Here is a 22604-nt window from a genome sequence, read left to right on the forward strand (position 1 = left end):
CACGAGGCCCGGACGTCTCGGCGTCCGATTCGGTCGAAGCGGACGCACTGTCGGCAGGTGTTCGGACTCGTGGGTATGGCAAAGCACACCACATCACACCGTTGCGGGACAGTTCCGGATTCGCACCGGATTCCCCTGCGTGACAGCGAGGTCGAGCATACATGTGGGGGCTGGCTCGGGTGCCACCCCCCAGATGTTGTGTCGTGCGTCATTCCGTCCGGGCCCGCGGCGGACAGCGAAAGGCCGCCGGATCCCCCTCGTACCAAGGGATCCGGCGGCCCGTCGCGCCGTACGGCCGTCCGTCAGTGGCCTCCGGGGGCGCCCGAGGTCGCCGCGGGGAGTTCGGCCTTCACGCCCGGATCGCCCGCGTCCGCCGTGTAGTCGGAGGGGCTCGTCTCGTCCGTGCCCTCCGGCGCCTTGGCCGCGCGCAGGGCGAAGGTGAGCACCACCGTCACCACCAGGTTGAGCACGAACGCGGTGAGGCCGATGTAGCCGATCTCGCCCAGGCCCGGGATCTCCTTGGACGAGCCGCCGAAGTGCGCCTGGGTCGGGCTGGCCACGCCGTACGCCGCCGCCGTGCCGTAGATCATGCCGACCGCCCAGCCCGCGAGCAGCGCCCAGCGGTGGAACCAGCGGGTGAACAGGCCGCCGACCAGCGCCGGCATCGTCTGGAGGATCCAGATCCCGCCCAGCAGCTGGAAGTTGATCGCGACCGTCTTGTCCATGGTCAGGACGAAGGCCAGCGCGCCCACCTTCACCAGCAGGGAGACCAGCTTCGAGACCTTGGTCTCCTGCGCGGGCGTGGCGTCCGGCCTGATGAAGTCCTTGTAGATGTTGCGGGTGAAGAGGTTCGCCGCGGCGATCGACATGATCGCGGCCGGCACCAGCGCGCCGATGCCGATGGCCGCGAAGGCCACCCCCGCGAACCAGTCGGGGAACATCGTCTCGAAGAGCTGCGGGATCGCCAGCTGTCCGTTGTCCACCTTGATCCCGGCGGCGATCGCCATGAAGCCGAGCAGCGCCAGCAGACCCAGCATCAGCGAGTACAGCGGCAGGATCGTGGTGTTGCGCCGGATCACCTCACGGCTGCGGCTGGAGAGCGTCGCCGTGATGGAGTGCGGATACATGAAGAGCGCGAGCGCGGAACCGAGCGCCAGCGTGGCGTAGCCCCACTGCCCGGCCTCGCCCGGCGCGAGCGAGCCGCGTGGCTGGCCGGTCGCCGGGTTGGTCTGCGCGAAGGCGTCGCCCGCCTTGGCGAAGATGTCGTCGAACCCGCCCAGTTTGATGGGGATGTAGATGATCGCCACGACGATCACGATGTAGATCAGCGTGTCCTTGACGAAGGCGATCAGCGCGGGCGCGCGCAGCCCCGACGAGTAGGTGTACGCGGCGAGCACACCGAAGGCGATCAGCAGCGGCAGGTCCTTGATGAACCAGTGGGTGTTCTCACCGCCGCCGACGCCCATCACGTCCAGCACGGCCTGGATGCCGACGAGTTGGAGCGCGATGTACGGCATCGTGGCGAGGATGCCGGTGACGGCGACCGCCAGCGACAGGCCCTTCGAGCCGAACCGGCCCCGTACGAAGTCGGAGGTGGTGACGTAGCCGTGCTTGTGCGACACCGACCAGAGCCGGGGCAGGAAGGTGAAGATCAGCGGGTAGACGAGGATCGTGTACGGCACGGCGAAGAAGCCGGCCGCGCCCGCCGCGTAGATCGCCGCCGGTACGGCCACGAACGTGTAAGCCGTATAGAGGTCGCCGCCGAGCAGGAACCAGGTGACCCAGGTGCCGAACGACCGGCCGCCCAGGCCCCATTCGTCGAGGCTGTTCTCGTTGGCGGCCTTGCGCCAGCGGGCCGCCAGGAACCCCATGACCGTGACGGCCACGAAGAAGAAGATGAAGACGGCGAGTGCCACGCCGTTCACGCCGTCCTTCATGCCGGCGCACCTCCCTTGCGGGAGCGCTGGTCACGCTTCCACAGCTGGTAGGCCGTCATCGTGAGCACCGCCGAGACCGGGACCCAGAGCATCTGGTACCAGTAGAAGAAGGGGATGCCGATGAAGGTCGGCTCGATCTTCGCGTAGGACCCGACCCACAGCATCGCCACGAAGGGCGCCAGGAGACAGAGGGCGATGATCACCCGCGCAGGGGTGACCGTGGGGGGTCGTTTCTCCTCCGGAACTTCTGACACCGCGGCTCCGTCCCTCGATGATCGCCTGTGGTAATGAGCAGGAAATCTAAGCGAAGGCGCTGGTCAGCGTCACCCCTTGGCAGCAACTCGTTACGGCAACGGTATGCGGACAGGGGCGGTGCCGGAGGGCGCGCCGCCCCGGCGCGTGCCGGGGGCGGCGCGTGCTGTCCGTGCGCGGCCGTGCTGTCCGTGCGCGGCGCGCGCTGTCGGTGGTGGACGGGCCGTGCTGTCAGTGGGCCGGGCGCTTCAGCCTGGCCACGAACTTGTAGCGGTCGCCCCGGTAGACGGACCGCACCCACTCCACCGGCTCGCCGGCCGCGTCCAGGGAGTGCCGCGAGAGCATCAGCATCGGCAGCCCGACATCCGTACCGAGCAGTCCCGCCTCGCGCGGGGTGGCCAGCGAGGTCTCGATGGTCTCCTCGGCCTCGGCGAGATGGACGTCGTACACCTCCGCCAACGCCGTGTAGAGGGATGTGTACTTGACGAGCGAGCGGCGCAGCGCGGGGAAGCGTTTGGCCGAAAGGTGGGTGGTCTCGATGGCCATCGGCTCGCCGCTGGCCAGCCGCAGCCGTTCGATGCGCAGCACGCGCCCGCCGGTGGTGATGTCCAGCAGCCCGGCCAGGGTGTCGTCGGCGGTGACGTAGCCGATGTCCAGCAACTGCGAGGTCGGCTCCAGGCCCTGGGCCCGCATGTCCTCGGTGTACGAGGTGAGCTGGAGCGCCTGCGAGACCTTGGGCTTGGCGACGAACGTGCCCTTGCCCTGGATGCGTTCGAGCCGGCCCTCGACCACCAGCTCCTGGAGCGCCTGGCGCACGGTGGTGCGTGAGGTGTCGAACTCGGCGGCGAGCGTACGCTCCGGAGGCACCGGCGTACCCGGCGGCAGCGTCTCCGTCATATCGAGCAAGTGGCGCTTCAGCCGGTAGTACTTGGGCACGCGCGCCGTGCGGGTGACGGGTCCGCCCTCGGTCTCCGTGCCGCCCCCGTCCGTGGCCATGGCCTGCCTTCCCGACTCCTGTGCTGCTGCCGTCACCGGCTCCTCCGTCTGTCGCGGCTCACATGGTGGCACGGTCCGGCCACGGGTCGTCGCCCTGCCTCAGGTGTCGGTCCGATAACGGACACGACTGCCCTTCTTATACACCCTTGACACCCCTAAAGGTCTAGGCCAAGCTCCCCGTACTGGTCTAAACCATTAAAGACCAGGTCCCAGCCCCAGCAGTACTCGTCGTAAGTCTTCGCGGTCTTCGCGGTGGGCAGGGGTTGCAGCATCCCTGAGGAGGGTGGCGTGAAGCGCAAGCTCATCGCGGCGGTCGGCGTCGCGGGCATGATGGTCGGACTTGCCGCGTGTGGTTCGGATGAAGGCACGGCGTCCAAGGATCCCAAGGACCGTAAGGAGACGCTGACCGTCTGGCTCATGTCGGACGCGCAGAGCACCTGGCCGGAGCTGGTCAAGGATGTCAACGCGCAGTTCAAGGCGAAGTATCCGAACGTGACGGTCAAGGTCCAGTACCAGCAGTGGGCGGACAAGGCCAAGAAGCTCGACGCGGCGCTGGCCGGTGACAAGTACCCCGACGTCGTCGAGCTCGGCAACACCGAGACCATGACGTACATCCTCAACGGTGCGCTCGGCGAGATCGACCCGAAGAAGTACGAGAACTCGGACACCTGGATCAAGGGTCTGAAGGACACCTGCGCCTTCGAGGGCAAGCAGTACTGCGTGCCTTACTACGCCGGTGCGCGCGTGGCCATTTACAACAAGGACATGTTCAAGGCCGGCACCGGCTCGGACCAGCTGCCCACCACCGAGGCCGAGCTGGCCACGGCGCTCGACAAGGTCGGCGCCAAGTACGGCAAGGACAAGGCGTTCTCGCCGCTCTACCTGCCGGGCCGTTACTGGTACGCCGCCATGTCCTACGTCGCGGCGTACGGCGGTCGGATAGCCGAGTACGACGAGGGCGCGAAGGAGTGGAAGGCCACCCTCTCCACCCCGGAGGCCCAGAAGGGCATCCAGCACTTCGTCGACCTGGTGAAGAAGTACAACCACGGCGACAAGACCAAGGACGAGCAGGACCACGCCAACGTCATGGCCAACGAGAAGACCGCGCTTCTCTACGGCAACGGCTGGGAGGCCGGCAGCGTCGTCGACTCCGCCACCAACGGCAACCCGAAGCTGAAGGACAAGATCGGCACGGCCGGTATGCCCGGCCCCGACGGCAAGGCCCTGCCGTCCTTCATCGGCGGCTCCGACCTCGCCACCATCTCCAAGTCCAAGGTCCAGGACCTCGGCGAGGAGTGGATCGCGGCCTTCACCAGCGGCAAGTCGCAGGAGGTCCTCGCCTCCAAGAACATCCTGCCGAACAACACCAAGCAGCTGGAGCCGCTGAAGGCGAAGCCGGAGACCGCGCCGATCGCCAACGCCGTCCCGGACGCGTGGTTCACCCCGATCGCCCCCGGCTGGACCGCCATCGAGAAGAAGGAAACCCTTGAGGTGATGCTGCTCGACATCATCAAGGGCACGTCGGTGGCCGACGCCACGAAGGCGGCCGACGCGGAGATCAACCAGCTGATCAACGAGGAGTCCTGAGTCCCACGAGCCCATGAGCCCCCGGCTCATGTGTCTCCGACTCTGTTGATCGCCTACGGGGGGTGGCAGGCCCGCGAGGGCTCCGCCGCCCCCCGTCCTCCGGTACCAGGTCCGAACGGAAGGCCCGCACAGTGAGTGCCGCCGACATGAAAGCAGCCGACCCTCCGGTAGCCGTCGCACGCGTCGCCGAGAGATCCGGCTCCCAGCCGCCCGCGGGCGGGCAGCGCAAGCGGCGCAAGGCCGGCGCGCTGCTGCCGTATCTCCTGATAGCTCCCGCGTTCGTCGCGATCGCCGCCGTCTTCGTCTGGCCGCTCATCAAGACGATCCTCATGTCCTTCCAGGACGTCGGCCGCCGTGAGCTGTGGACCGGGGAGGCCGCCCCGTGGGTGGGCTTCGAGCAGTTCACCAACATCCTCGGCGACGGCGAGTTCTGGGCCGTCGTCTGGCGGACCCTCATCTTCATGGTCGCCTGTGTGGTCGCCACGATGGGTCTCGGACTCGGTATCTCCATGCTGATGCAGCGCATGGACACCTGGGTACGGCTGCTGCTCACCGCGGCGCTGGTGGCCGCCTGGTCGATGCCGCTGCTGGTGGCGACGTCCATCTTCCGCTGGTTCGCCGACTCCGACTACGGCGTCCTGAACATGGTGCTGACCAAGTACCTCGGGATCGACGCCCAGGGCCACAACTGGTTCCTCGACCCCAAGCAGGGCTTCCTCATCATCGGAGCCGTCGTCGTCTGGGGCGCCATCCCCTTCGTCGCCGTCACGCTCTACGCGGCGCTCACCCAGGTCCCCCGGGAGCTGGAGGAGGCCGCGGCGCTCGACGGCGCGGGCGTGGCCGGGGTCTTCCGCTATGTCACCTGGCCGGTCATCAAGCCGGTGTTCCAGATGGTGGCCACGCTGTCCGTCCTCTGGGACTTCAATATCTTCGGCCAGATCTTCCTGATCCGCGGCAACAAGCCGGAGCCGGAGTACTCGGTCCTCGGGATCTACTCGTTCGAGAAGGCCTTCGAGTCCAACTCGTTCAGCCAGGGTGCGGCCATCTCCCTCATCACGGTCCTGCTGCTCTCCGGTGTCGCCGTGTACTACCTGCGTCAGCTGCTCAAGATCGGAGAGGTCGAATGAGCGCCTCCACCTCCCAGGCCCTCCGCCCGGACACCGAGCGGGGCACCGCGCCGGACGCCCGGCAGGTCCTGCGCCAGGACCGCAAGAAGAACCGGCTCGTCTACAACATCCTGGGCCTGGCCGTCTTCGTCCTCATGGCCTTCCCGGTGTACTGGCTGATCATCAGCGCCCTGCGGCCGAACCACGAGATCCGCAGCTACGACCAGACCCTCTGGCCGTCATCGCTGACCTTCGACAACTTCCAGCGGGCCATCGACCAGCCGAACTTCGGCACGGCCATCCAGTCCAGCCTGATCGTCTGCGGCGTCGCGGTCATCGGCGGCATGCTGCTCGCCACCATCGCCGCCTTCGCCATCGGCCGCTTCCACTTCCGCGGCCGCAAGTTCTTCATGATCGTGCTGCTCGTCGTGCAGCTGCTGCCGCCGACCGCGATGCTGATCCCCATCTACATCCAGCTCAACGACCTGGGCGGGCTCAACGAGTACTGGGGCGTCATCGTCATCTACCTGGTCTCGACGCTGCCCTTCGCGACCTGGATGATCCGCGGCTTCATCGTCAACATCCCGCCGGAGCTGGAGGAGTCCGCGATGGTGGACGGCTGCAGCCGGATGGGCGCCTTCTGGCGGGTGACCTTCCCACTGCTCGCCCCCGGTCTCGCCGCGGCGGCGATCTTCTCCCTGATCACGGCGTGGAACGAGTACCTCCTCGCCTACGTCGTCCTCCAGGACAACGACAAGTACACGCTGAACGTGTGGCTGATGAACTTCACCACCTCGCGCGGTATCGACTACGGGGCCCTGATGGCCGCCTCGACCCTGATCGCCATCCCGGTCGTGGCCTTCTTCCTGCTGGTGCAGAAGTACATGGCCACCGGCCTCACCTCCGGCGCAGTGAAGGGCTAGAACCGCCGATGACCACACTTGTAAGCAGTACGGACACCCTCACGCGCGACGCGCTCGCCGTGCTCCAGCCCGGCTTCCTGGGCACCACCGCCCCTGACTGGCTGCTGCGCCGCCTCGGCGAGGGCCTCTCCTCCGTCGGGCTCTTCGGCCGCAACATCGCCTCGCCCGAGCAGCTCGCCGCGCTCACCGAGCGGCTGCGGGCCGAGCGGGACGACGTCCTCGTCGCGATCGACGAGGAGGGCGGCGACGTCACCCGTCTGGAGGTCGGGCACGGCTCCTCCTTCCCGGGCAACTACGCCCTGGGCACCGTCGACGACGTGGACCTCACCCGGGCCGTCGCCCGGGAGCTGGGCCGGCGGCTCGCCGCGTGCGGGGTCAACCTCAACTGGGCCCCCTCGGCCGATGTGAACTCCAACCAGGACAACCCCGTCATCGGCGTACGGTCCTTCGGCGCCGACACGCCGCTGGTGGCCCGGCACACCGCCGCGTATGTCGAGGGGCTCCAGAGCGCCGGGGTCGCCGCCTGCACCAAGCACTTCCCCGGACACGGCGACACCTCCGTCGACTCGCACCACGCGATGCCCCGTATCGACGTGGATCTCGACACAGTGAACGCCCGCGACCTGCTGCCTTTCCGCGCGGCCATCGCGGCGGGTTCCAAATCGGTCATGAGCGCGCATATCCTGCTTCCCGCGCTCGACCCGGACCGCCCGGCGACCCTCAGCCGACGGATCCTCACCGGTCTGCTCCGCGAGGAGCTGGGCTTCCAGGGCCCGATCATCACCGACGGCATGGAGATGCGGGCCATCGCCTCGGCGTACGGGATCGAGCGCGGCTCCGTCCTCGCGATCGCCGCGGGCGCCGACGCCATCTGCGTCGGCGGCGGCCTGGCGGACGAGGACACCGTGCTGCGGCTGCGCGACGCGCTGGTGGCGGCGGTACGCAACGGCGAACTGCCCGAGGAGCGACTGGCCGACGCGGCCGCGCGAGTGCGCGGCCTCGCCGACTGGACGCGTCGGGTCAGGGGGGCTTCGGAGCCGGGCGCGGATTCGCAGGAGGGGACCGCGCCCGGCACCGCGTCCGCGCCGGACACCGGGATCGGTCTTGTCGCGGCCCGCCGCGCGGTGCGGGTGACGGGCGGCGCGGAGCCGCTCACGGAAGCGCCGTACGTCGCCGCGTTCACCCCCGTCGCGAACATCGCCGTCGGCGAGGAGACCCCGTGGGGCGTCGCGGCCGAGCTGGGGCGGCTGCTTCCCGGTACGGAGACGGGCTCGTACAGCGGCGCCGGAGCGGCCGGCAAGGACCCGGTCGCGTCGGCCGGCGAGCTGCTCGCCGCCGCCGGTGACCGTACGATCGTCGCCGTCGTGCGCGACGCGCACCGCCACCGCTGGATGTCCGACGCGCTGGACGCCGTGCTGGCCGCCCGCCCGGGGACGATCGTGGTCGAGATGGGCGTGAACGAGGCGGAGCCCAGGGGCGCGCTGCACATCGCGACCCATGGCGCCGCTCGGGTCTGCGGACAGGCCGCGGCGGAGGTCATCACGGGCCGCCGGGAGTGACCGTACGCGACCGGTTCCCGGTCCGGTTCTGACACGACGGTGCCGGGCCGCCCCTTCGCGGGGGCGGCCCGGCACCGTCATGTGCGGGCGGGCGGGGCGGTGGCTCAGATGCCCTGCCAGTCCGGCTTGGACGCGAACGTGGCGCGGAAGTAGTCGGCGAGCTTCAGCCGGGACGCCGCCGCCTCGTCCACGACGACCGTGGCGTGCGGGTGGAGCTGGAGCGCGGAGGCCGGTACGAGCGCGGCGACCGGGCCCTCGACGGCCTGCGCGACCGCCTCCGCCTTGCCCTCGCCGGTGGCGAGCAGCACCAGGTGGCGGGCCTCCAGGATGGTGCCGATGCCCTGCGTGATGACATGGTGCGGCACCTCCTCGGGGCTGTCGAAGAAGCGCGCGTTGTCCTCGCGGGTCTGCCGGGTCAGCGTCTTGATGCGGGTACGCGAGGCGAGCGAGGAGCAGGGCTCGTTGAAGCCGATGTGCCCGTCCGTACCGATGCCGAGCAGCTGGAGATCCACCCCGCCGGCCTCGCTCAGCGCGCGGTCGTACGCCTCGCACGCCGCCTGGACGTCCTCGGCGGCGCCGTCCGGGCCCATGAAGGAGCTCTCGCTCAGCCCCAGCGGCTCGACGACCTGGCGCAGGACCACGGAGCGGTACGACTCGGGGTGGCCCGCGGGCAGCCCCACGTACTCGTCCAGCTGGGCTATCCGCGCGCGTGAGGCGTCCACCTCACCGGCGCGCACCTTGGCCGTCAGCGCCTGGTAGATGGGCAGGGGGGTCGAGCCGGTGGCCACGCCGAGCAGAGCGCCCGGCTTGCGGCGCAGCAGGCCCGCGATGCTGTCCGCGATCAGCTCGCCACCTGCCGCGGCGTTCGGGACGATGACAACTTCCACGCTGGACCCTGCCAATCTGGAAATGAGACGTTTGTGGTATAGACCAATTCTAGCAGAGGGCGCCCGTCGCCGACCGGGTTGTCCGGCACGCCCGCCCGGGTGCTCCTATCGTGGATGAGCGGCCTGGTGGTGATGGGCGCTGAAGGCGGGCACGGCATGACGGACGACGTGATCGACTACGCGGCGGTGTTCCAGGTGCTGCCCGGCATGGTCGCCCTGCTGACACCCGAGCTGGTCTACGCGGACGCCAACGAGGCCTACCTGCTCTCCGCCGGGCGCAGCCGCGAGCAGGTGATCGGCCGGTATCTGTTCGACGTGTTCCCCGACAACCCGGGCGACCCCGCCGCCAGCGGCGTGCGCAACCTGGGTGCTTCGCTGCGGCGCGTGGTGGCCACCGGCGAGCGCGACGCCATGGCCCTCCAGCGCTACGACGTCCACTGCGAGGAGCGGCCCGGCGAGTGGGAGGAGCGCTACTGGAGCCCGGTCAACGTCCCGCTGTTCGGAGCCGACGGCCGCGTCGCCCTGGTGGTGCACCGGGTCGAGGAGGTCACCCAGCTCATCAAGGCGCGCAGCGCCCCCGACACCTCGACCACCCGCGTGCTCGAAGCCGAGCTATACACCCGCGCCCGCGAACTGCAGGAGGTCAACGAACGCCTGCGCCTGGCGCACGCCCGCGAACGCGAGGTCGCCCTCGCCCTCCAGAAGGCGATGCTGCCCGCCCCCGCGGACGTGGGCCACCACCGGGCCGCCGTACGGTACCGGCCCGCCGTCGGCTCCCTGAACGTCTGCGGCGACTGGTACGACCTCATCGACCTGCCCGGCGACCGCATGGGCGTCTCCGTCGGCGATGTCGTCGGCCACGGCCTGCACGCCGCCGGCGTCATGGGCCTGCTGCGCAGCGCGCTCAGTGCCGCCTCCCGCGTCGCCGGCGGCCCGGCCGAGGCCCTGGACGTCCTCGGTCTGTACGCCCGCTCCGTCGACGGCGCCGAGTCCACCACCGCCGTGGAGATCTCCATCGACTGGGACAGCCACACCCTCGCCTACAGCAGCGCGGGCCACCCCCCGCCGGCCCTGCTGCGCACCGACGGCGGCGTCGAGTTCCTGGACCGGGCCACCGACCCCCCGCTCGGTGCCCGCCCCGTCCATGCCGCCCGCCCCCAGGCCGCCACCGCCTTCGGCGAGGGTGACACGCTCATCCTCTACACCGACGGTCTGATCGAACGCCGCGACGAGGACATCGACAGCGGCCTGGCCCGCCTCGCCGGCTCCCTCGCCCGCCACCGGGGCGCCGCCCCCGAAACCCTCGCCGACGTGCTCCTGCTCGACCTGCTGCCACCCAGCGGGGCCACCGATGACACGGCCCTGGTCATCGTCCGGCTCTGAGCGGCCGAAGCACCCGGGGGCGGACGGACGGCGGGGCGCGCGGAGGCGGTCCGACGGCGGGGACGGCGCGGCGGCCGGCGGTCTGCCGGATCTCGCGGAACGGGTGCCGGCGCGCACGGGAGAGGTGCGGACGCTCGCCTCGCGCTACCGGTTCGCCGAGCGGATGGTCGTCATCTCCCGGGGGTACGGCTATCCGACGGCGCGGGAGTCGGCGCTCAAGTTCATGGAGACCTGCTACCTCCCCGCGCTCGCCTACTCCGGCGCGGATCTGCTGCACGGCCCGCTCGCGATGGTCGACACCATCTCGCCGGTGATCGCGGTCGTCCCCGAGGGCAAGGGCGGCGAAGCCCTTCAGCCGGTGCTCGCGCGGCTGCGGGCCCGGGGCGCCGACCTGTGCGCGGTGGGGTCCCAGCGGGAGACCGATGCCGCGTCGGCGGGGTTCGTGCTGCCGGCGGACGCCGTTCCCGAGGAGCTGCAGCCGATCCTGCAGATTCTGCCGCTCCAGCTGCTGGCTCACGAGATCGCCATCGCCAGGGGCCACGATCCGGACGCGCCGCGCACGATGGCGAAGACTCCGGAGACCGGCTGACCGCGCGCTCCGGAAGGCCGGGCTCCGTATCCGCGGATGAGTCTGGCGGGATCCGTACCCGCCGATGGGTCTCGCGGGCTCTCGCGGGTCCGTACCCGCGGGCCGCGGCGCCGCGACGGGACCCTCAACCCGTACGGCACCGCAGCCCGGAGTTGCTACGGCCGGCGGGTGTGCGGTCCCGCGTGGCCGTTGGGAGAGGTCCCGTCGCAGTCAGGGCAGAGAGCGCCGGCACCTCGGTCCACCCTCCTGTGCGGGGAGGGCGGAGGCTCATACACCATTGTGGACTAGACCATTCTGGCCTGTCCATGCGTGTACCGAGCCTATTTCCCTTCATACCCTCCAGTACAGACCACGGCCCGTACCGGTTCACGCCGCGGGTACGCTCGCCTGTGTGCCCTCCATGAACGACCTCGTACGCCAGCACTCGGCCCTCAGTGAGTCGGACCTTGAGTGGCTCCATCTGCTGGTCTCGGAGTGGCAGCTGCTCTCCGACCTCTCCTTCGCCGATCTCGTGCTCTGGGTCCCCACCCGCGACGGCACCCGCTATGTGTCCGTCGCCCAGATGCGCCCCAACACCGGACCCACCTCCTACCAGGACGACATGGTCGGCCATCTCGTCCCGCGGGGCCGCCGGCCGCTGCTGGACGCGGCGCTCGACGAGGGGCGGATCGTCAGGGAGGGCGACCCCGAGTGGCGTGAGGAGGTGCCCGTACGGGTCGAGTCCATCCCCGTACGGCGCGACGGCCGGGTCCTCGGGGTCATCGCGCGCAACACCAATCTGCTCACGGTCCGCACGCCCAGCCGGCTGGAGCTCACCTACCTCCAGTCCGCCTCCGACCTGGCCCAGATGATCGCCGCCGGATCCTTCCCCTTCCCCGGCCAGCAGGTCGACATGGACGCCTCCCCGCGCGTCGGTGACGGGCTGATCCGGCTCGACGCGGACGGGGTCGTCCAGTACGCGAGCCCCAACGCCCTCTCCGCGTATCACCGGTTGGGACTCGCGTCCGACCTGGTGGGACACCACCTCGGCCGCACCACCGACGAACTGGCCCCCGCGCGCGGCCCGGTGGACGAGGCCATGGTCAAACTGGCCAGCGGCTACGCGCCCCGCGAGACCGAGGTGGAGGGCAGCGGCGGGGTCATCCAGCTGCGCGCCATCCCCCTCAAACCCAAGGGCATCCGGATCGGCTCGCTGGTGCTGCTCCGCGACGTGACGGAACTGCGGCGCCGCGAGCGCGAGTTGATCACCAAGGACGCCACCATCCGGGAGATCCACCACCGGGTGAAGAACAACCTCCAGACGGTCGCCGCGCTCCTCAGGCTCCAGTCCAGGCGGATGGACTCCGCGCAGGGCAGGGAGGCGCTCAACGAGGCCGTACGGCGCGTCGGTTCGATCGCCATCGTGCACGAGACGCTGTCTCAGAATCTGGACGAGCGGGTCGAGTTCGACGAGATCGCCGACCGGGTGCTGGCGATGGTCGCCGAGATCTCGCCCGGCAAGATCGTCTGCCGCCGCACCGGGAAGTTCGGCGTGCTCGACGCCGAAGTGGCCACGCCCCTCTCGATGGTGCTGACCGAGATTCTCCAGAACGCGCTGGAGCACGCCTTCGCGCCGGGGGAGGAGGGCCGGGTCGATGTCTCGGCCGTCCGCAGCGGAGAGGCGCCCGGGTCCAAGCGCCGGGAGGGGACCCGCTCGGACGCCCGGCTCATGATCACCGTGCAGGACGACGGGCGCGGGCTGCCCGAGGGGTTCGATCCGCGGCGGGCCGGGAACCTGGGGCTCCAGATCGTACGGACCCTGGTGGAAGGGGAGTTGGGCGGCGGCTTCGACATGGTGCCGGCGCCGGTGCGCGGTACGCGCGTACTGCTGGACATTCCGGTGGAGCCCCAGAAGTAGCTTTCGTACGGGAGCCCGGCAGAGGGGTCCGGCAGAGCTGGGCGGCGTGCCCGGCACAGCAGCGAGCCCCGGACCGTGGTGACGGTCCGGGGCTCGGCTCGAAGCTCACTTTGCGATGCGCATCGGGGGGTACTGCGCGCTGCGTTTCGGGGGCGGGTCGATGCGTACACGCTGTACGCTCCGCCGGCCAGGGCTGGCGGGGGTGCTTCAGGCGGTCGCGTTACGCGCCCGGTTACGAGCGGCGCGGCGCTTCATAGCGCGGCGCTCGTCCTCGCTGAGGCCACCCCAGACACCCGAGTCCTGACCGGACTCAAGCGCCCACTGCAGGCACTGCTCCATGACGGGGCAGCGACGGCAGACGGCCTTGGCTTCCTCGATCTGCAGCAGCGCAGGACCGGTGTTGCCGATGGGGAAGAACAGCTCGGGGTCTTCCTCGCGGCAAACGGCGTTGTGACGCCAGTCCATGGCTGCTACCTCTCTTGGTATTACATGCAGATTGCTTGTGAATGTGAACGCTTTCACGAATCCCTCGACAAGGGAAGGGCCGACCGCCAGCAGAAACTGGTGGGGTCCTTGGTTTGAGGAGGGGTTCTGGCTCTCAGGGAGGCCGATGTTGCGGGCCGTCCCGAGCGCCATGTAGAGATTCGCAAACCTCGGCGGCGGATACAACCCCTTCTGGAAAGTTTTTTTTGATTCCTCGGTGTCGACTAGGTCACAGCCGTACTTCCATGGGGTGGATGCCAGCCTAAACGTTCGAGTGAAAGGACTTTGGCCCCTTCCACTCACACAATCACACGCAGTGCACGGCGTACGCCTGTGAACGTCACGCTCGTGCGCAGTCCAAGGTGGTCGCCGTCCATCTGGAAGGGGAGGGGCGCCTTGGAATGCAAGGTGAAGTCGGTGAGGTCGTGAAGGGACACCGCATGGCGTCCGTGAGGGCCCCGATCGGGGGTCGAAGTGAGCAATTGGGCCGCATATCTGGCGACCGCGGGAGTCGACATTCTGCTCAGTCCGAGAACGTCGAGCGCGAGATCGAAAGAGGCCGCGGGGGACGCGTACACCGGACGATTGCCCAGGTAGGTCCAGGGAGCGGTGTTGCAGATTATGGAGAGGACAAGATCTTTCACCGGATCCTCACCGGGGCGTTCCAGTGTGATCAGCCCGCCCCGCCGGTGCGGCTCCTCGAAGAACTGGCGTACCACCTGGCGCACATAGAGCGCGTGCGTCGACCGTTTCCCGCGCTCCCGCTGCTGTTCGACCCGCCCGATCACTCCCGCGTCGAAACCGAAGCCGGCGCAGAAGGTGAACCAGCGGGACGGCACGGACTCGTCCTCGGTACCCGGCGTCCCGGCCGCCAGTCCCAGACCGACCGTACGTTCGCTCCGCAGGGCGAGCGCGTCGAGGATCGCGCCGGTCGCCTCGACCGCGTCATTGGGCAGCCCGAGCGCGCGGGCGAAGACATTGGTCGAGCCGCCGGGCACCACCGCGAGGCGCGGCAGCCGGTCGGGATCGGGGCCGTTGTGCAGCAGTCCGTTGACGACCTCGTTGACGGTGCCGTCACCGCCGAGAGCGACGACCAGCTCGATGTCATCCGAGTCGGCGGCCCGTCTGCCCAGGTCACGGGCGTGTCCACGGTATTCCGTGGTCACCGCTTCCAGCTTCATCTCACTGGCGAGCGCGTGGATCAGTACGTCACGTGTGCGGGCACTGGTGGTGGTTGCTGCCGGATTGACCACGAGAAGTGCGCGCATGCCGAGCAGATTACCGGCCGGGCACCGGAGGGTCGTCCCCGGGAGTCCGGGACGCCGCATTTGCCGGACCGGGACGCCGGGGTCCCCGGGGCGGGGCGCCACGGTCCGCCGGACCGGAACGCCGGAGTCCGGTGGGGGTCTGCCGGGGGGTGCGCGGCGGCCCTGTGGTTACCCTGCAGAGGTGAGCAGCAGCAGTGAGCAGACCGCCCCCGCATCCTCCCCGCGCCCTCCGCGCCTGACCGCGGCGGCCGGCGCCTGTGGGCTCGAAGCCCTGGCCCTGGTCGCCGGCGGTGTGTATCTGCTGGTGATGGGGTTGCTCGGGAAGCCCGACAGCCCGAGCCAGGCGGAGATGGGCGGGATCACCCTGATCGTGCTCGGTGTCATCCCGCTGATCGCCGCGCGCGGGCTGCTGCTGCGGCGCGCCTGGAGCCGGGGGCCCGCGCTGATCACCCAGATCATGGCGCTGCCCGTCGCCTATACGCTGCTGACCTCCACGGGCGGCATGATCCCGGCCGGGATCGCGCTCGCGGTGGTCGCGGTGACGGGGCTGGTCCTGCTGGTCAACCCGACCACGACGGAAGCCCTCGGCATCCGGGGCCCGGCCGGCGACTCCACGCGCTAGCCGCCGGCGCCTGTCGGCGGCGCGGCCCCGGCGCCGGCTCCTACTCCTCCACCAACAGCCGCTCGCGCAGCTGCGCGAGCGTGCGGGCCAGCAGCCGCGAGACATGCATCTGCGAGATGCCGACCTCCTGCGCGATCTGCGACTGCGTCATATTGCCGAAGAACCGCAGCAGAAGAATCCGCTTCTCCCGTGGCGGCAGATCCTCCAGCAGCGGCTTGAGCGATTCGCGGTACTCGACGCCTTCCAGCGCCTCGTCCTCCGCGCCCAGTGTGTCCGCGACCGCGGGCGACTCGTCGTCCGTGTCCGGGACGTCCAGCGACAGGGTGGAGTACGCGTTGGCGGACTCCAGCCCCTCCAGGACCTCTTCCTCCGAGATGCCGAGCCGCTCCGCCAGCTCATGGACCGTGGGCGAACGGCCGTGCTGCTGGGAGAGTTCGGCGGTGGCCGTCGTCAGGGCGAGCCGCAGTTCCTGGAGGCGGCGCGGCACCCGGACCGCCCAGCCCTTGTCCCGGAAATGCCGCTTGATCTCCCCGACGACCGTCGGTGTCGCATAGGTCGAGAACTCGACACCACGCTCGGGATCGAAACGGTCCACGGACTTGATCAGACCGATGGTGGCGACCTGCGTCAGATCGTCGAGCGGCTCGCCGCGGTTGCGGAACCGTCTCGCCAGATGCTCGACCAGCGGCAGATGCATCCGCACCAGCTGATTGCGGAGGTCCGCCTTCTCGGGCGAGCCGTCAGGCAGCTTGCGCAGCTCGATGAACATCGCCCGCGCCCCGCTGCGGTCATGTGGATCGTGGTGCTTGTCGTTGTGCTGCTCGCTCATAGTGGCCGCCCGCTCTGCCTGCGCCTGCTCCGCCGCGGCCCTCTGGCCGTCAAGTCCGTCCTCCGGATGGGGGCGGGCCTGCTGCTCCGGGATGCCCGCGGGGGCAGGCGCCGGCTCCGACGGAGCTTCGTGCCCTTCCCGCGGCTCCCGTGGGATGCGCCCCTCGTCACGCACCGGACCGTCCCCGTTCCTCACGCCGGCCCGGGTCCCGCGCCGCGCTGTTTGTAGAGGCTGATGGTGACCGTACGGTCCTCCGCGACCGTCGAGTCGACCTTGCCGGCCAGCGCGGAGAGCACTGTCCAGGCGAAGGTGTCGCGCTCCGGCGCGCGCCCGTCGGTGGTGGGCGCCGACACGGTCACTTCGAGCGCGTCCTCGATGAGCCGGAAAACGCAGCTGAGTACGGAGCCCGGTACGGCCTGCTGGAGCAGGATCGCGCAGGCCTCGTCCACCGCGATGCGGAGGTCCTCGATCTCGTCGAGGGTGAAGTCCAAGCGCGCCGCGAGGCCGGCCGTGGCCGTACGCAGCACGGACAGGTAGGCACCCGCAGCGGGCAGCCGGACTTCCACGAAGTCCTGGGTCCCGGGCTCGCCTGCGATCTGGGACACCCTCACCTCCAAGGTGGCACAAGCTCTTCTGGGCTCAGGGACAGGGGATGTCCAGGAGCCTTGCGGTACGTAGTCGGTACGTAGCCGGTCTGGAGTGGCGACGCTATCGCGATCCATGGTGCTGTGTCGCCGGGACCCCCACCCAGCGACTGTCACTCATGGTAAGCATATGAACACAGAAAGTGGCTAGGGGTCTGTGGCGTCCAATTACGAAGAACCGGCGGAGGGTTGACGTACCCAGTCGTCAGACGATCGAACCGTCCGCATAGCACCACCGCCAGCTCTCCCCGGGCTCGACACTCCGCATCACGGCATGACCCGTGTCCTTGAAGTGTTGTGTCGCGTGTTGGTATGGCGAGGAGTCGCAGCAGCCGATCTCCCCGCAGACCAGACACATCCGCAGCTGTACGGGGTTGCTGCCGGACGTGAGGCACTCGCGGCAGGTGTCGGCGCGCGGCGCCGGTTCGGGGCGCGGCAGTTCCGCGATGTGGGGGCACTCACTCATGATGACCAGGTTACGACGGGTGCGAAGGACGTGGAATGGACGTATTGCCGCTGATCGCGCTGGTGGCAGGCAGCGCGGCTATCGCGGGGGCGGCCCGCAGGACACCGGTGGCCGCGCCGTTGCTGTTGGTCGCCGCGGGGCTGGGCGCCTCGTACGTGCCGGGTGTACCGGACTACACACTGGATCCGCACATCGTGCTGCCACTGGTGCTGCCGCCGCTGTTGTACACGGCCGCGGCGGACAGTTCGTATCTCGATCTGCGCGCGAACTTCAGACCGGTCGCGCTGCTGTCGGTGGGCTATGTCCTCTTCGCGACGGTCGCGGTCGGCTGGCTGGTGTATCTGCTGGTGCCCGATCTGCCGTTGACCGCCGCGCTGGTGCTGGGCGCGGTGGTCGCACCGCCGGACGCCGTCGCGGCCACGGCCATCGCGCGCAAACTGGGGCTGCCGAACCGGATCACCACCATCCTCCAGGGCGAGTCCCTGGTGAACGACGCGACCGCGATCACCGCGTTCAAGGTGGCGCTGGCCGCGGCGGTCGGCGCGGGCGCGAGCTGGGCCGGCGGGATCGGGGAGTTCGCGCTCGCCTCGCTCGGCGGCATCGGGGTGGGGCTCGTACTGATGGTGCCGCTGCACTGGCTGCGTACCCATCTGACCGAGGCACTGCTGCAGAACACCCTCTCGCTGCTCATCCCGTTCCTCGCCTACGCGCTGGCCGAACACCTGGGCGCGTCCGGGGTGCTGGCCGTCGTGGTGGTCGCGCTCTATCTCGGACACCGTTCCTGGCAGGTCGACTTCGAGACCAGGCTCCAGGAGGCGGCGGTGTGGAAGATGATCGCGTTCATCCTGGAGTCGGCGGTGTTCGCGCTGATCGGACTCCAGCTGCCCCATGTGCTCAAGGGACTCGGGGAGTACGGGGTCGGGGAGGCCCTGTTGTACGGGGTGGGCGTCTTCGTGGTGGTCGTGGCGGTCAGATTCGTCTGGGTCTATCCGGCGACCTTCCTGCCCCGCGCGCTGTCCGCGCGGATCAGGGAGCGCGAACCGGACACCAACTGGACCGCGCCGCTGATCGTCGGCTGGGCCGGGATGCGCGGGGTGGTGTCGCTGGCGATCGCGTTCTCCATCCCGCTGGCGCTGGCGGACGGCCGTCCGTTCCCCGGGCGCAATCTCGTGCTGTTCCTGACCTTCACGACCGTGATCGGCACACTGGTGGTGCAGGGCCTCACCCTGCCTCCGCTGATCCGGCTGCTGAAGATCCCCGGCCGCGACCGGCAGGCCGAGACCCTCGCCGAGGCGCAGGCGCAGAGCGAGGCGTCGGGGGCGGCGGAACGGCGGCTGGACGTCCTGCTGGCCGATGAACGCAACGCGCTGCCGCCGCCGCTGGCCGAACGGCTCCGGCATGTGCTGGCGCGCCGCCGCAACGCGGTCTGGGAGCGGCTCGGGGCGGTCAACGAGGTGACGGGGGAGTCGGCGGACCAGACCTACCGTCGGCTGTCGCGGGAGATGATCGAGGCGGAGCGCGAGGTGTTCGTGGAACTGCGGGACCGGCGGCGGATCGACGACGAGATGATGCGGACGCTGCTGCGCAGACTGGACCTGGAGGAGGCGGCGGCCTACCGGGAGGAGGGCTGAGAGGGCTCGGGCGGGGACGGCTCCCGGTCGGACGGACCCGGCCGCGACGGCTCCGGCCCGGACATACCTGGTGGGGACGGTTGCGGTGCGGACGGCTCCGGGCCGCCCGTGATGACGGCGGCGACGGTCGTGCCCGGCGGGAAGGCGCCCTCCTCGGCCAGTGTGGTCAGCCCGTACAGCATTTTGGCGACATAGAGACGTTCCACCCGCAGCCCGTGCCGCTCCCCGAACTCCCCGGCGAACGCGTCGAGCGCGGGGGTGGTACGGGCGAAGCCGCCGAAGTGGAAGCGTCCGTCGAGCCGCCAGTCGCCCACCGGGCCGCCGAACGCCGCCTGTTGGAGCCGCCGTATCTCCCGCTCCAGGAAGTCGCCCCTGAGCACCGGGAATCCCACGGCCCGCGGGCCGCCGCCGAGCCCGGCGGCGAGCCCCGCGAGCGTCCCGCCGGTGCCGCAGGCCACGGCGACGACGGTCCCGGCCGCGCCGCGCGTGTCTCCGTGCGGATCCCCATGCAGGTCTCCGCGCAGCTCCCGGCCCAGCTCGGCGCATCCCCGGGCCGCGAGCGCGTTGCTGCCGCCTTCCGGTACGACGTACACGGCGTCGGGGTCCAGCCCCGCCCGGCCGAGGAACGCGGCCAGCACCCCGGGCTCCGATTTGCGCCGGTAGGCCGCGCGGTCCACGAAGCACAGCCGCATCCCGTCGGCCGCGCACCGGGTGAGCGACGGATTGAGCGGCCGGTCCGCCAGCTCCTCGCCCCGTACGACACCGACGGTGGCGAAGCCGAGGAGCCGCCCGGCGGCGGCGGTCGCGCGCAGATGGTTGGAGTACGCGCCGCCGAAGGTCAGCAGCGTCCGCCGGCCGCTCGCGGCGGCGGCGCGCAGATTCGGGGCCAGTTTGCGCCACTTGTTGCCGGACAGTTCGGGGTGGATCAGGTCGTCGCGCTTGAGCAGCAGCCGTACGCCGTGGCGCGCGAAGCGCTCGTCGTCGGCGGGCTCCAGCGGCGAGGGCAGCCGGGGCCGCAGGGCGGCGAGGTCGGGCGTCTCGGGGCGGGGCACCCCTTCATTGTGGCGTCCCGGCCGGGGCGGCGTGCGGCGCGGGGAGCGCCGCCGGTCCCGGCGCGGCGGGAGCCCTGTCGGCGCTGCACGAGCCCCGTCGCGTGGCACGAGCCCTGTCGGCGCGGCACTGGCCGCGTCGCGTGGCACGTGCTCCGTCGGCGTGGCACGGGTCCCGTCACTTCAGCCGGTCGTGGACGCGGTCCCGCAGGGAGTCCATCGTGACGCCGCGGGGATCGACCTTGCCCGGCTGCCACTCCAGATGCCCGATCACCGACCGGGCGCCCCAGCCGTGGTGCCGGCAGACCGCGGCCGCCGCCTTCTCGATCGCGGCCAACTGGGCCTCGGGCCACGGGTCCTCGCCGTCGCCCAGGTTCTCGCACTCGAAGCCGTAGAAATGCCGGTTCCCGTCGGTGTCGGCCTCCTTGTCCTGGGGCGGGCGCTTCTCGGCGATCACGGCTTTCAGGACGTCGCCGTCGCCCGCCCCGGCGTGATTGGCGCGCCCGTAGCCGACCAGATGGACCGTGCCGTCCTTCGCGATCACGCCGTGGCACAGCGGCCCCGGCAGTGCGTCGTGGCCGTCCCTGCAGAGCCGCACCGTGGCGTCCGTGCCGCGGGTGACGGTGTGATGGATCACCACGCCGTGAACGGGCCCCCAGGGGCCCTGCCGGTCGCGATTGTGCGTACGCCAGTCGCCGACCTCGACGACGGTCAGCCCTTCACTCTTCAGGGCGTTGAGGAACTGGGCGGCGGACATGGGTGGGGCCATGGTCGACTCCTCGCGGTGCGGTGTGTGGGCTCAGGAGTTCGATGTCCGGAGTCCGGGGTTCGGTGTCCGGACATGACGAGCTTGCGCGTGTAATTCCCCGTTACGGGTCATCCAGTCCCACTCATATGTGTAATGGCGTATGCACGCCACGTGATGGAACCATTCTTCTCGCAGGTCAGCACATGATCGAAGGGGAGACTTCATGTCGGTTGGTAACGAGGTTCTCGCAGGGCAGCCGCCGACCCAGCAGAGTCTGGGAACGGCCGCGGCGCGGAACCTGGCGACCACCACCAAATCGGTACCGCAGATGCAGGAGATCAGCTCACGCTGGCTGCTGCGCATGCTGCCCTGGGTGCAGGTCCAGGGCGGAACGTACCGGGTGAACCGCAGGCTCAGCTACGCGGTCGGCGACGGACGCGTGACGTTCGTGCAGACGGGGGACCGGGTGGCGGTCATCCCCGGCGAGCTCGGCGAACTGCCCGCGCTGCGCGCGTACGGCGACGAGGGCGTGCTGTCGGAGCTGGCGCGCCGCTGCGAGCAGCGGGAGTTCGCGGCGGGCCAGGTGATGGTGGCCTCCGGCGACGCGGCGGACGAGGTCTTTCTGCTGGCGCACGGCCGGGTCGAGAAGGTGGGCTCGGGACCCTACGGGGACGACGCGGTGCTCGAAGTGCTCGCCGACGGGGCGTACTTCGGCGAACAGGCCCTGGTGGACGGGGAGGCCACCTGGGAGTACACCGCACGCGCGGCGACCGCCTGCACCGTGCTGGTGCTCAGCCGGCGGGACGTACGCAACCTCGCCGAGCGGGAGGAGTCGCTGCGCGCCCATCTGGCGGCGGTGGTGTCCGTACCGCACCAGCGCACCAACAAGTACGGCGAGGCCGCGATCGATCTGTCCGCCGGCCATGTCGGCGAGAGCGTCGTGCCCCATACGTTCGTGGACTACGAGGCGGCGCCGCGCGAGTACGAACTGAGCGTCGCGCAGACCGTGCTGAAGGTGCACAGCCGGGTCGCCGACCTCTACAACCAGCCCATGAACCAGACCGAGCAGCAGTTGCGGCTGACGGTCGAGGCGCTGCGCGAGCGCCAGGAGCACGAGCTGATCAACAACCGCGCATTCGGTCTGCTCAACAACTGCGACTACGGGCAGCGGCTCCAGCCGCACGACGGCGGACCGACCCCGGACGACATGGACGAGCTGCTCTCCCGCCGCCGCGGTTCGAAGATGTTCCTCGCGCACCCGCGGGCCATCGCCGCGTTCGGGCGCGAGTGCAACAAGCGGGGGCTCGTTCCGGCCAGTGTGGAGGTGGCGGGCCATCATGTGCCCGCCTGGCGCGGGGTGCCGATCTTCCCGTCCAACAAGATCCCGGTCTCGGACGCCCGGACGACCTCGATCATCTGTATGCGTACGGGCGAGGCCGAGCAGGGTGTCATCGGCCTTCAGCAGAGCGGGATCCCGGACGAGATCGAGCCGAGCCTGTCGGTCCGCTTCATGGGCATCGACGAGCAGGCGATCATCTCGTACCTGGTCACGGCCTACTACTCGGCCGCCATCCTGGTGCCGGACGCCGTCGGTGTGCTGGAGAACGTGGAAGTGGGCCGCTGGGGATGAGGTGACCGACCGGGCGGGGGGGGGGGGGGGGGGGGGGGGGGGGGGGGAGGGGGGGGGGGGGGAGGGGGGGGGGGGCGGGGGGGGGGGGGGGGGGGGGGGGGGGGGGGGGGGGTTTCAA

At 70.1% G+C, this 22604-nt stretch carries 20 protein-coding genes, 1 pseudogene and 1 riboswitch; of the genes and pseudogenes, 10 read left to right on the plus strand and 11 right to left on the minus strand.

Annotation, left to right across the window (positions count from 1 at the left end; all coding sequences use genetic code 11):
• Positions 1 to 35 precede the first annotated feature (35 nt).
• Positions 36 to 163: riboswitch (cobalamin riboswitch) on the minus strand.
• A 139-nt stretch (positions 164 to 302) separates the two neighbouring features.
• The 3 genes from mctP to ACZ7LS_RS08075 form a co-directional block, all read right to left on the minus strand.
• On the minus strand, positions 303 to 1937 hold the full coding sequence (mctP, locus tag ACZ7LS_RS08065) for a monocarboxylate uptake permease MctP (protein ID WP_382524939.1): 1635 nt from the start codon (positions 1935 to 1937) through the stop codon (positions 303 to 305).
• Positions 1934 to 2191 (minus strand): DUF3311 domain-containing protein, encoded by a 258-nt coding sequence (locus tag ACZ7LS_RS08070; protein WP_385135345.1) that lies wholly within the window; start codon positions 2189 to 2191, stop codon positions 1934 to 1936. The genes mctP and ACZ7LS_RS08070 overlap by 4 nt, the downstream gene beginning before the upstream one ends.
• Before the next feature lie 229 nt (positions 2192 to 2420).
• The gene (locus ACZ7LS_RS08075) at positions 2421 to 3185 is read right to left on the minus strand and encodes a GntR family transcriptional regulator (RefSeq protein WP_382525079.1); all 765 of its coding nucleotides are present in this window, start codon (positions 3183 to 3185) and stop codon (positions 2421 to 2423) included.
• 288 nt (positions 3186 to 3473) lie between these two features.
• Here ACZ7LS_RS08075 and ACZ7LS_RS08080 point away from each other — a divergent pair, with 288 nt between their 5' ends.
• From ACZ7LS_RS08080 to ACZ7LS_RS08095, 4 genes are all read left to right on the plus strand, one after another.
• Positions 3474 to 4772 carry a sugar ABC transporter substrate-binding protein gene (locus tag ACZ7LS_RS08080; protein WP_382524937.1) on the plus strand — a complete coding sequence of 433 codons (1299 nt, stop codon included), beginning with the start codon at positions 3474 to 3476 and terminating at the stop codon, positions 4770 to 4772.
• Positions 4773 to 4903: 131 nt separating this feature from the next.
• The gene (locus ACZ7LS_RS08085; protein WP_382524935.1) at positions 4904 to 5899 is read left to right on the plus strand and encodes a carbohydrate ABC transporter permease; all 996 of its coding nucleotides are present in this window, start codon (positions 4904 to 4906) and stop codon (positions 5897 to 5899) included.
• On the plus strand, positions 5896 to 6801 hold the full coding sequence (locus tag ACZ7LS_RS08090) for a carbohydrate ABC transporter permease (protein ID WP_382524933.1): 906 nt from the start codon (positions 5896 to 5898) through the stop codon (positions 6799 to 6801). Before ACZ7LS_RS08085 ends, ACZ7LS_RS08090 begins: the two co-directional genes overlap by 4 nt.
• Before the next feature lie 8 nt (positions 6802 to 6809).
• The gene (locus ACZ7LS_RS08095) at positions 6810 to 8360 is read left to right on the plus strand and encodes a glycoside hydrolase family 3 protein (RefSeq protein ID WP_382876954.1); all 1551 of its coding nucleotides are present in this window, start codon (positions 6810 to 6812) and stop codon (positions 8358 to 8360) included.
• Between the two features lie 104 nt (positions 8361 to 8464).
• On the opposite strand, the gene nagB is transcribed toward ACZ7LS_RS08095, so the two are convergent.
• Complete coding sequence (nagB, locus tag ACZ7LS_RS08100; RefSeq protein WP_382524929.1) at positions 8465 to 9247, minus strand: glucosamine-6-phosphate deaminase; 783 nt, start codon at positions 9245 to 9247, stop codon at positions 8465 to 8467.
• Positions 9248 to 9403: 156 nt separating this feature from the next.
• On the opposite strand from nagB, the gene ACZ7LS_RS08105 reads away from it, so the two are divergent.
• From ACZ7LS_RS08105 to ACZ7LS_RS08115, 3 genes and pseudogenes are all read left to right on the plus strand, one after another.
• Positions 9404 to 10630 carry a PP2C family protein-serine/threonine phosphatase gene (locus ACZ7LS_RS08105; protein ID WP_382970325.1) on the plus strand — a complete coding sequence of 409 codons (1227 nt, stop codon included), beginning with the start codon at positions 9404 to 9406 and terminating at the stop codon, positions 10628 to 10630.
• A gap of 55 nt (positions 10631 to 10685) precedes the next feature.
• Positions 10686 to 11219, plus strand: a pseudogene (locus tag ACZ7LS_RS08110) (SIS domain-containing protein); the annotation flags it as partial.
• 400 nt (positions 11220 to 11619) lie between these two features.
• A complete protein-coding gene (locus ACZ7LS_RS08115; RefSeq protein WP_382525077.1) occupies positions 11620 to 13116 on the plus strand; it encodes a sensor histidine kinase in 1497 nt (498 codons plus the stop codon).
• Between the two features lie 207 nt (positions 13117 to 13323).
• Here ACZ7LS_RS08115 and ACZ7LS_RS08120 read toward each other — a convergent pair whose 3' ends face one another.
• Both ACZ7LS_RS08120 and ACZ7LS_RS08125 read right to left on the minus strand, forming a co-directional pair.
• Positions 13324 to 13581: a WhiB family transcriptional regulator gene (locus tag ACZ7LS_RS08120; protein WP_004937597.1), complete on the minus strand. Its 258-nt coding sequence runs from the start codon at positions 13579 to 13581 to the stop codon at positions 13324 to 13326.
• A 317-nt stretch (positions 13582 to 13898) separates the two neighbouring features.
• Positions 13899 to 14867 carry a diacylglycerol/lipid kinase family protein gene (locus ACZ7LS_RS08125; RefSeq protein WP_385135347.1) on the minus strand — a complete coding sequence of 323 codons (969 nt, stop codon included), beginning with the start codon at positions 14865 to 14867 and terminating at the stop codon, positions 13899 to 13901.
• A gap of 181 nt (positions 14868 to 15048) precedes the next feature.
• Here ACZ7LS_RS08125 and ACZ7LS_RS08130 point away from each other — a divergent pair, with 181 nt between their 5' ends.
• On the plus strand, positions 15049 to 15489 hold the full coding sequence (locus ACZ7LS_RS08130; protein WP_382524924.1) for a hypothetical protein: 441 nt from the start codon (positions 15049 to 15051) through the stop codon (positions 15487 to 15489).
• A 40-nt stretch (positions 15490 to 15529) separates the two neighbouring features.
• Here the strand turns inward: ACZ7LS_RS08130 and ACZ7LS_RS08135 are convergent, their stop codons facing one another.
• The 3 genes from ACZ7LS_RS08135 to ACZ7LS_RS08145 form a co-directional block, all read right to left on the minus strand.
• Positions 15530 to 16621 (minus strand): RNA polymerase sigma factor SigF, encoded by a 1092-nt coding sequence (locus tag ACZ7LS_RS08135; RefSeq protein WP_382878019.1) that lies wholly within the window; start codon positions 16619 to 16621, stop codon positions 15530 to 15532.
• Entirely contained in the window at positions 16510 to 16923 is a 414-nt protein-coding gene (locus tag ACZ7LS_RS08140) for an ATP-binding protein (protein ID WP_030352798.1), read from the minus strand. Before ACZ7LS_RS08140 ends, ACZ7LS_RS08135 begins: the two co-directional genes overlap by 112 nt.
• 244 nt (positions 16924 to 17167) lie before the next feature.
• Entirely contained in the window at positions 17168 to 17428 is a 261-nt protein-coding gene (locus ACZ7LS_RS08145) for a UBP-type zinc finger domain-containing protein (protein WP_382524922.1), read from the minus strand.
• 35 nt (positions 17429 to 17463) lie between these two features.
• On the opposite strand from ACZ7LS_RS08145, the gene ACZ7LS_RS08150 reads away from it, so the two are divergent.
• On the plus strand, positions 17464 to 19059 hold the full coding sequence (locus ACZ7LS_RS08150) for a Na+/H+ antiporter (RefSeq protein WP_382878016.1): 1596 nt from the start codon (positions 17464 to 17466) through the stop codon (positions 19057 to 19059).
• Here the strand turns inward: ACZ7LS_RS08150 and ACZ7LS_RS08155 are convergent.
• The gene (locus ACZ7LS_RS08155; protein WP_385135349.1) at positions 19041 to 20111 is read right to left on the minus strand and encodes a 1-aminocyclopropane-1-carboxylate deaminase/D-cysteine desulfhydrase; all 1071 of its coding nucleotides are present in this window, start codon (positions 20109 to 20111) and stop codon (positions 19041 to 19043) included. The two genes, ACZ7LS_RS08150 and ACZ7LS_RS08155, sit on opposite strands and share 19 nt — an antisense overlap.
• Positions 20112 to 20286: 175 nt before the next feature.
• Positions 20287 to 20877 carry an N-acetylmuramoyl-L-alanine amidase gene (locus tag ACZ7LS_RS08160; RefSeq protein ID WP_382524916.1) on the minus strand — a complete coding sequence of 197 codons (591 nt, stop codon included), beginning with the start codon at positions 20875 to 20877 and terminating at the stop codon, positions 20287 to 20289.
• Positions 20878 to 21079: 202 nt separating this feature from the next.
• On the opposite strand from ACZ7LS_RS08160, the gene ACZ7LS_RS08165 reads away from it, so the two are divergent.
• Positions 21080 to 22486: a family 2B encapsulin nanocompartment shell protein gene (locus ACZ7LS_RS08165; protein ID WP_382524914.1), complete on the plus strand. Its 1407-nt coding sequence runs from the start codon at positions 21080 to 21082 to the stop codon at positions 22484 to 22486.
• Positions 22487 to 22604 lie beyond the last annotated feature (118 nt).

Source organism: Streptomyces sp. NPDC039430, assembly GCF_055639435.1.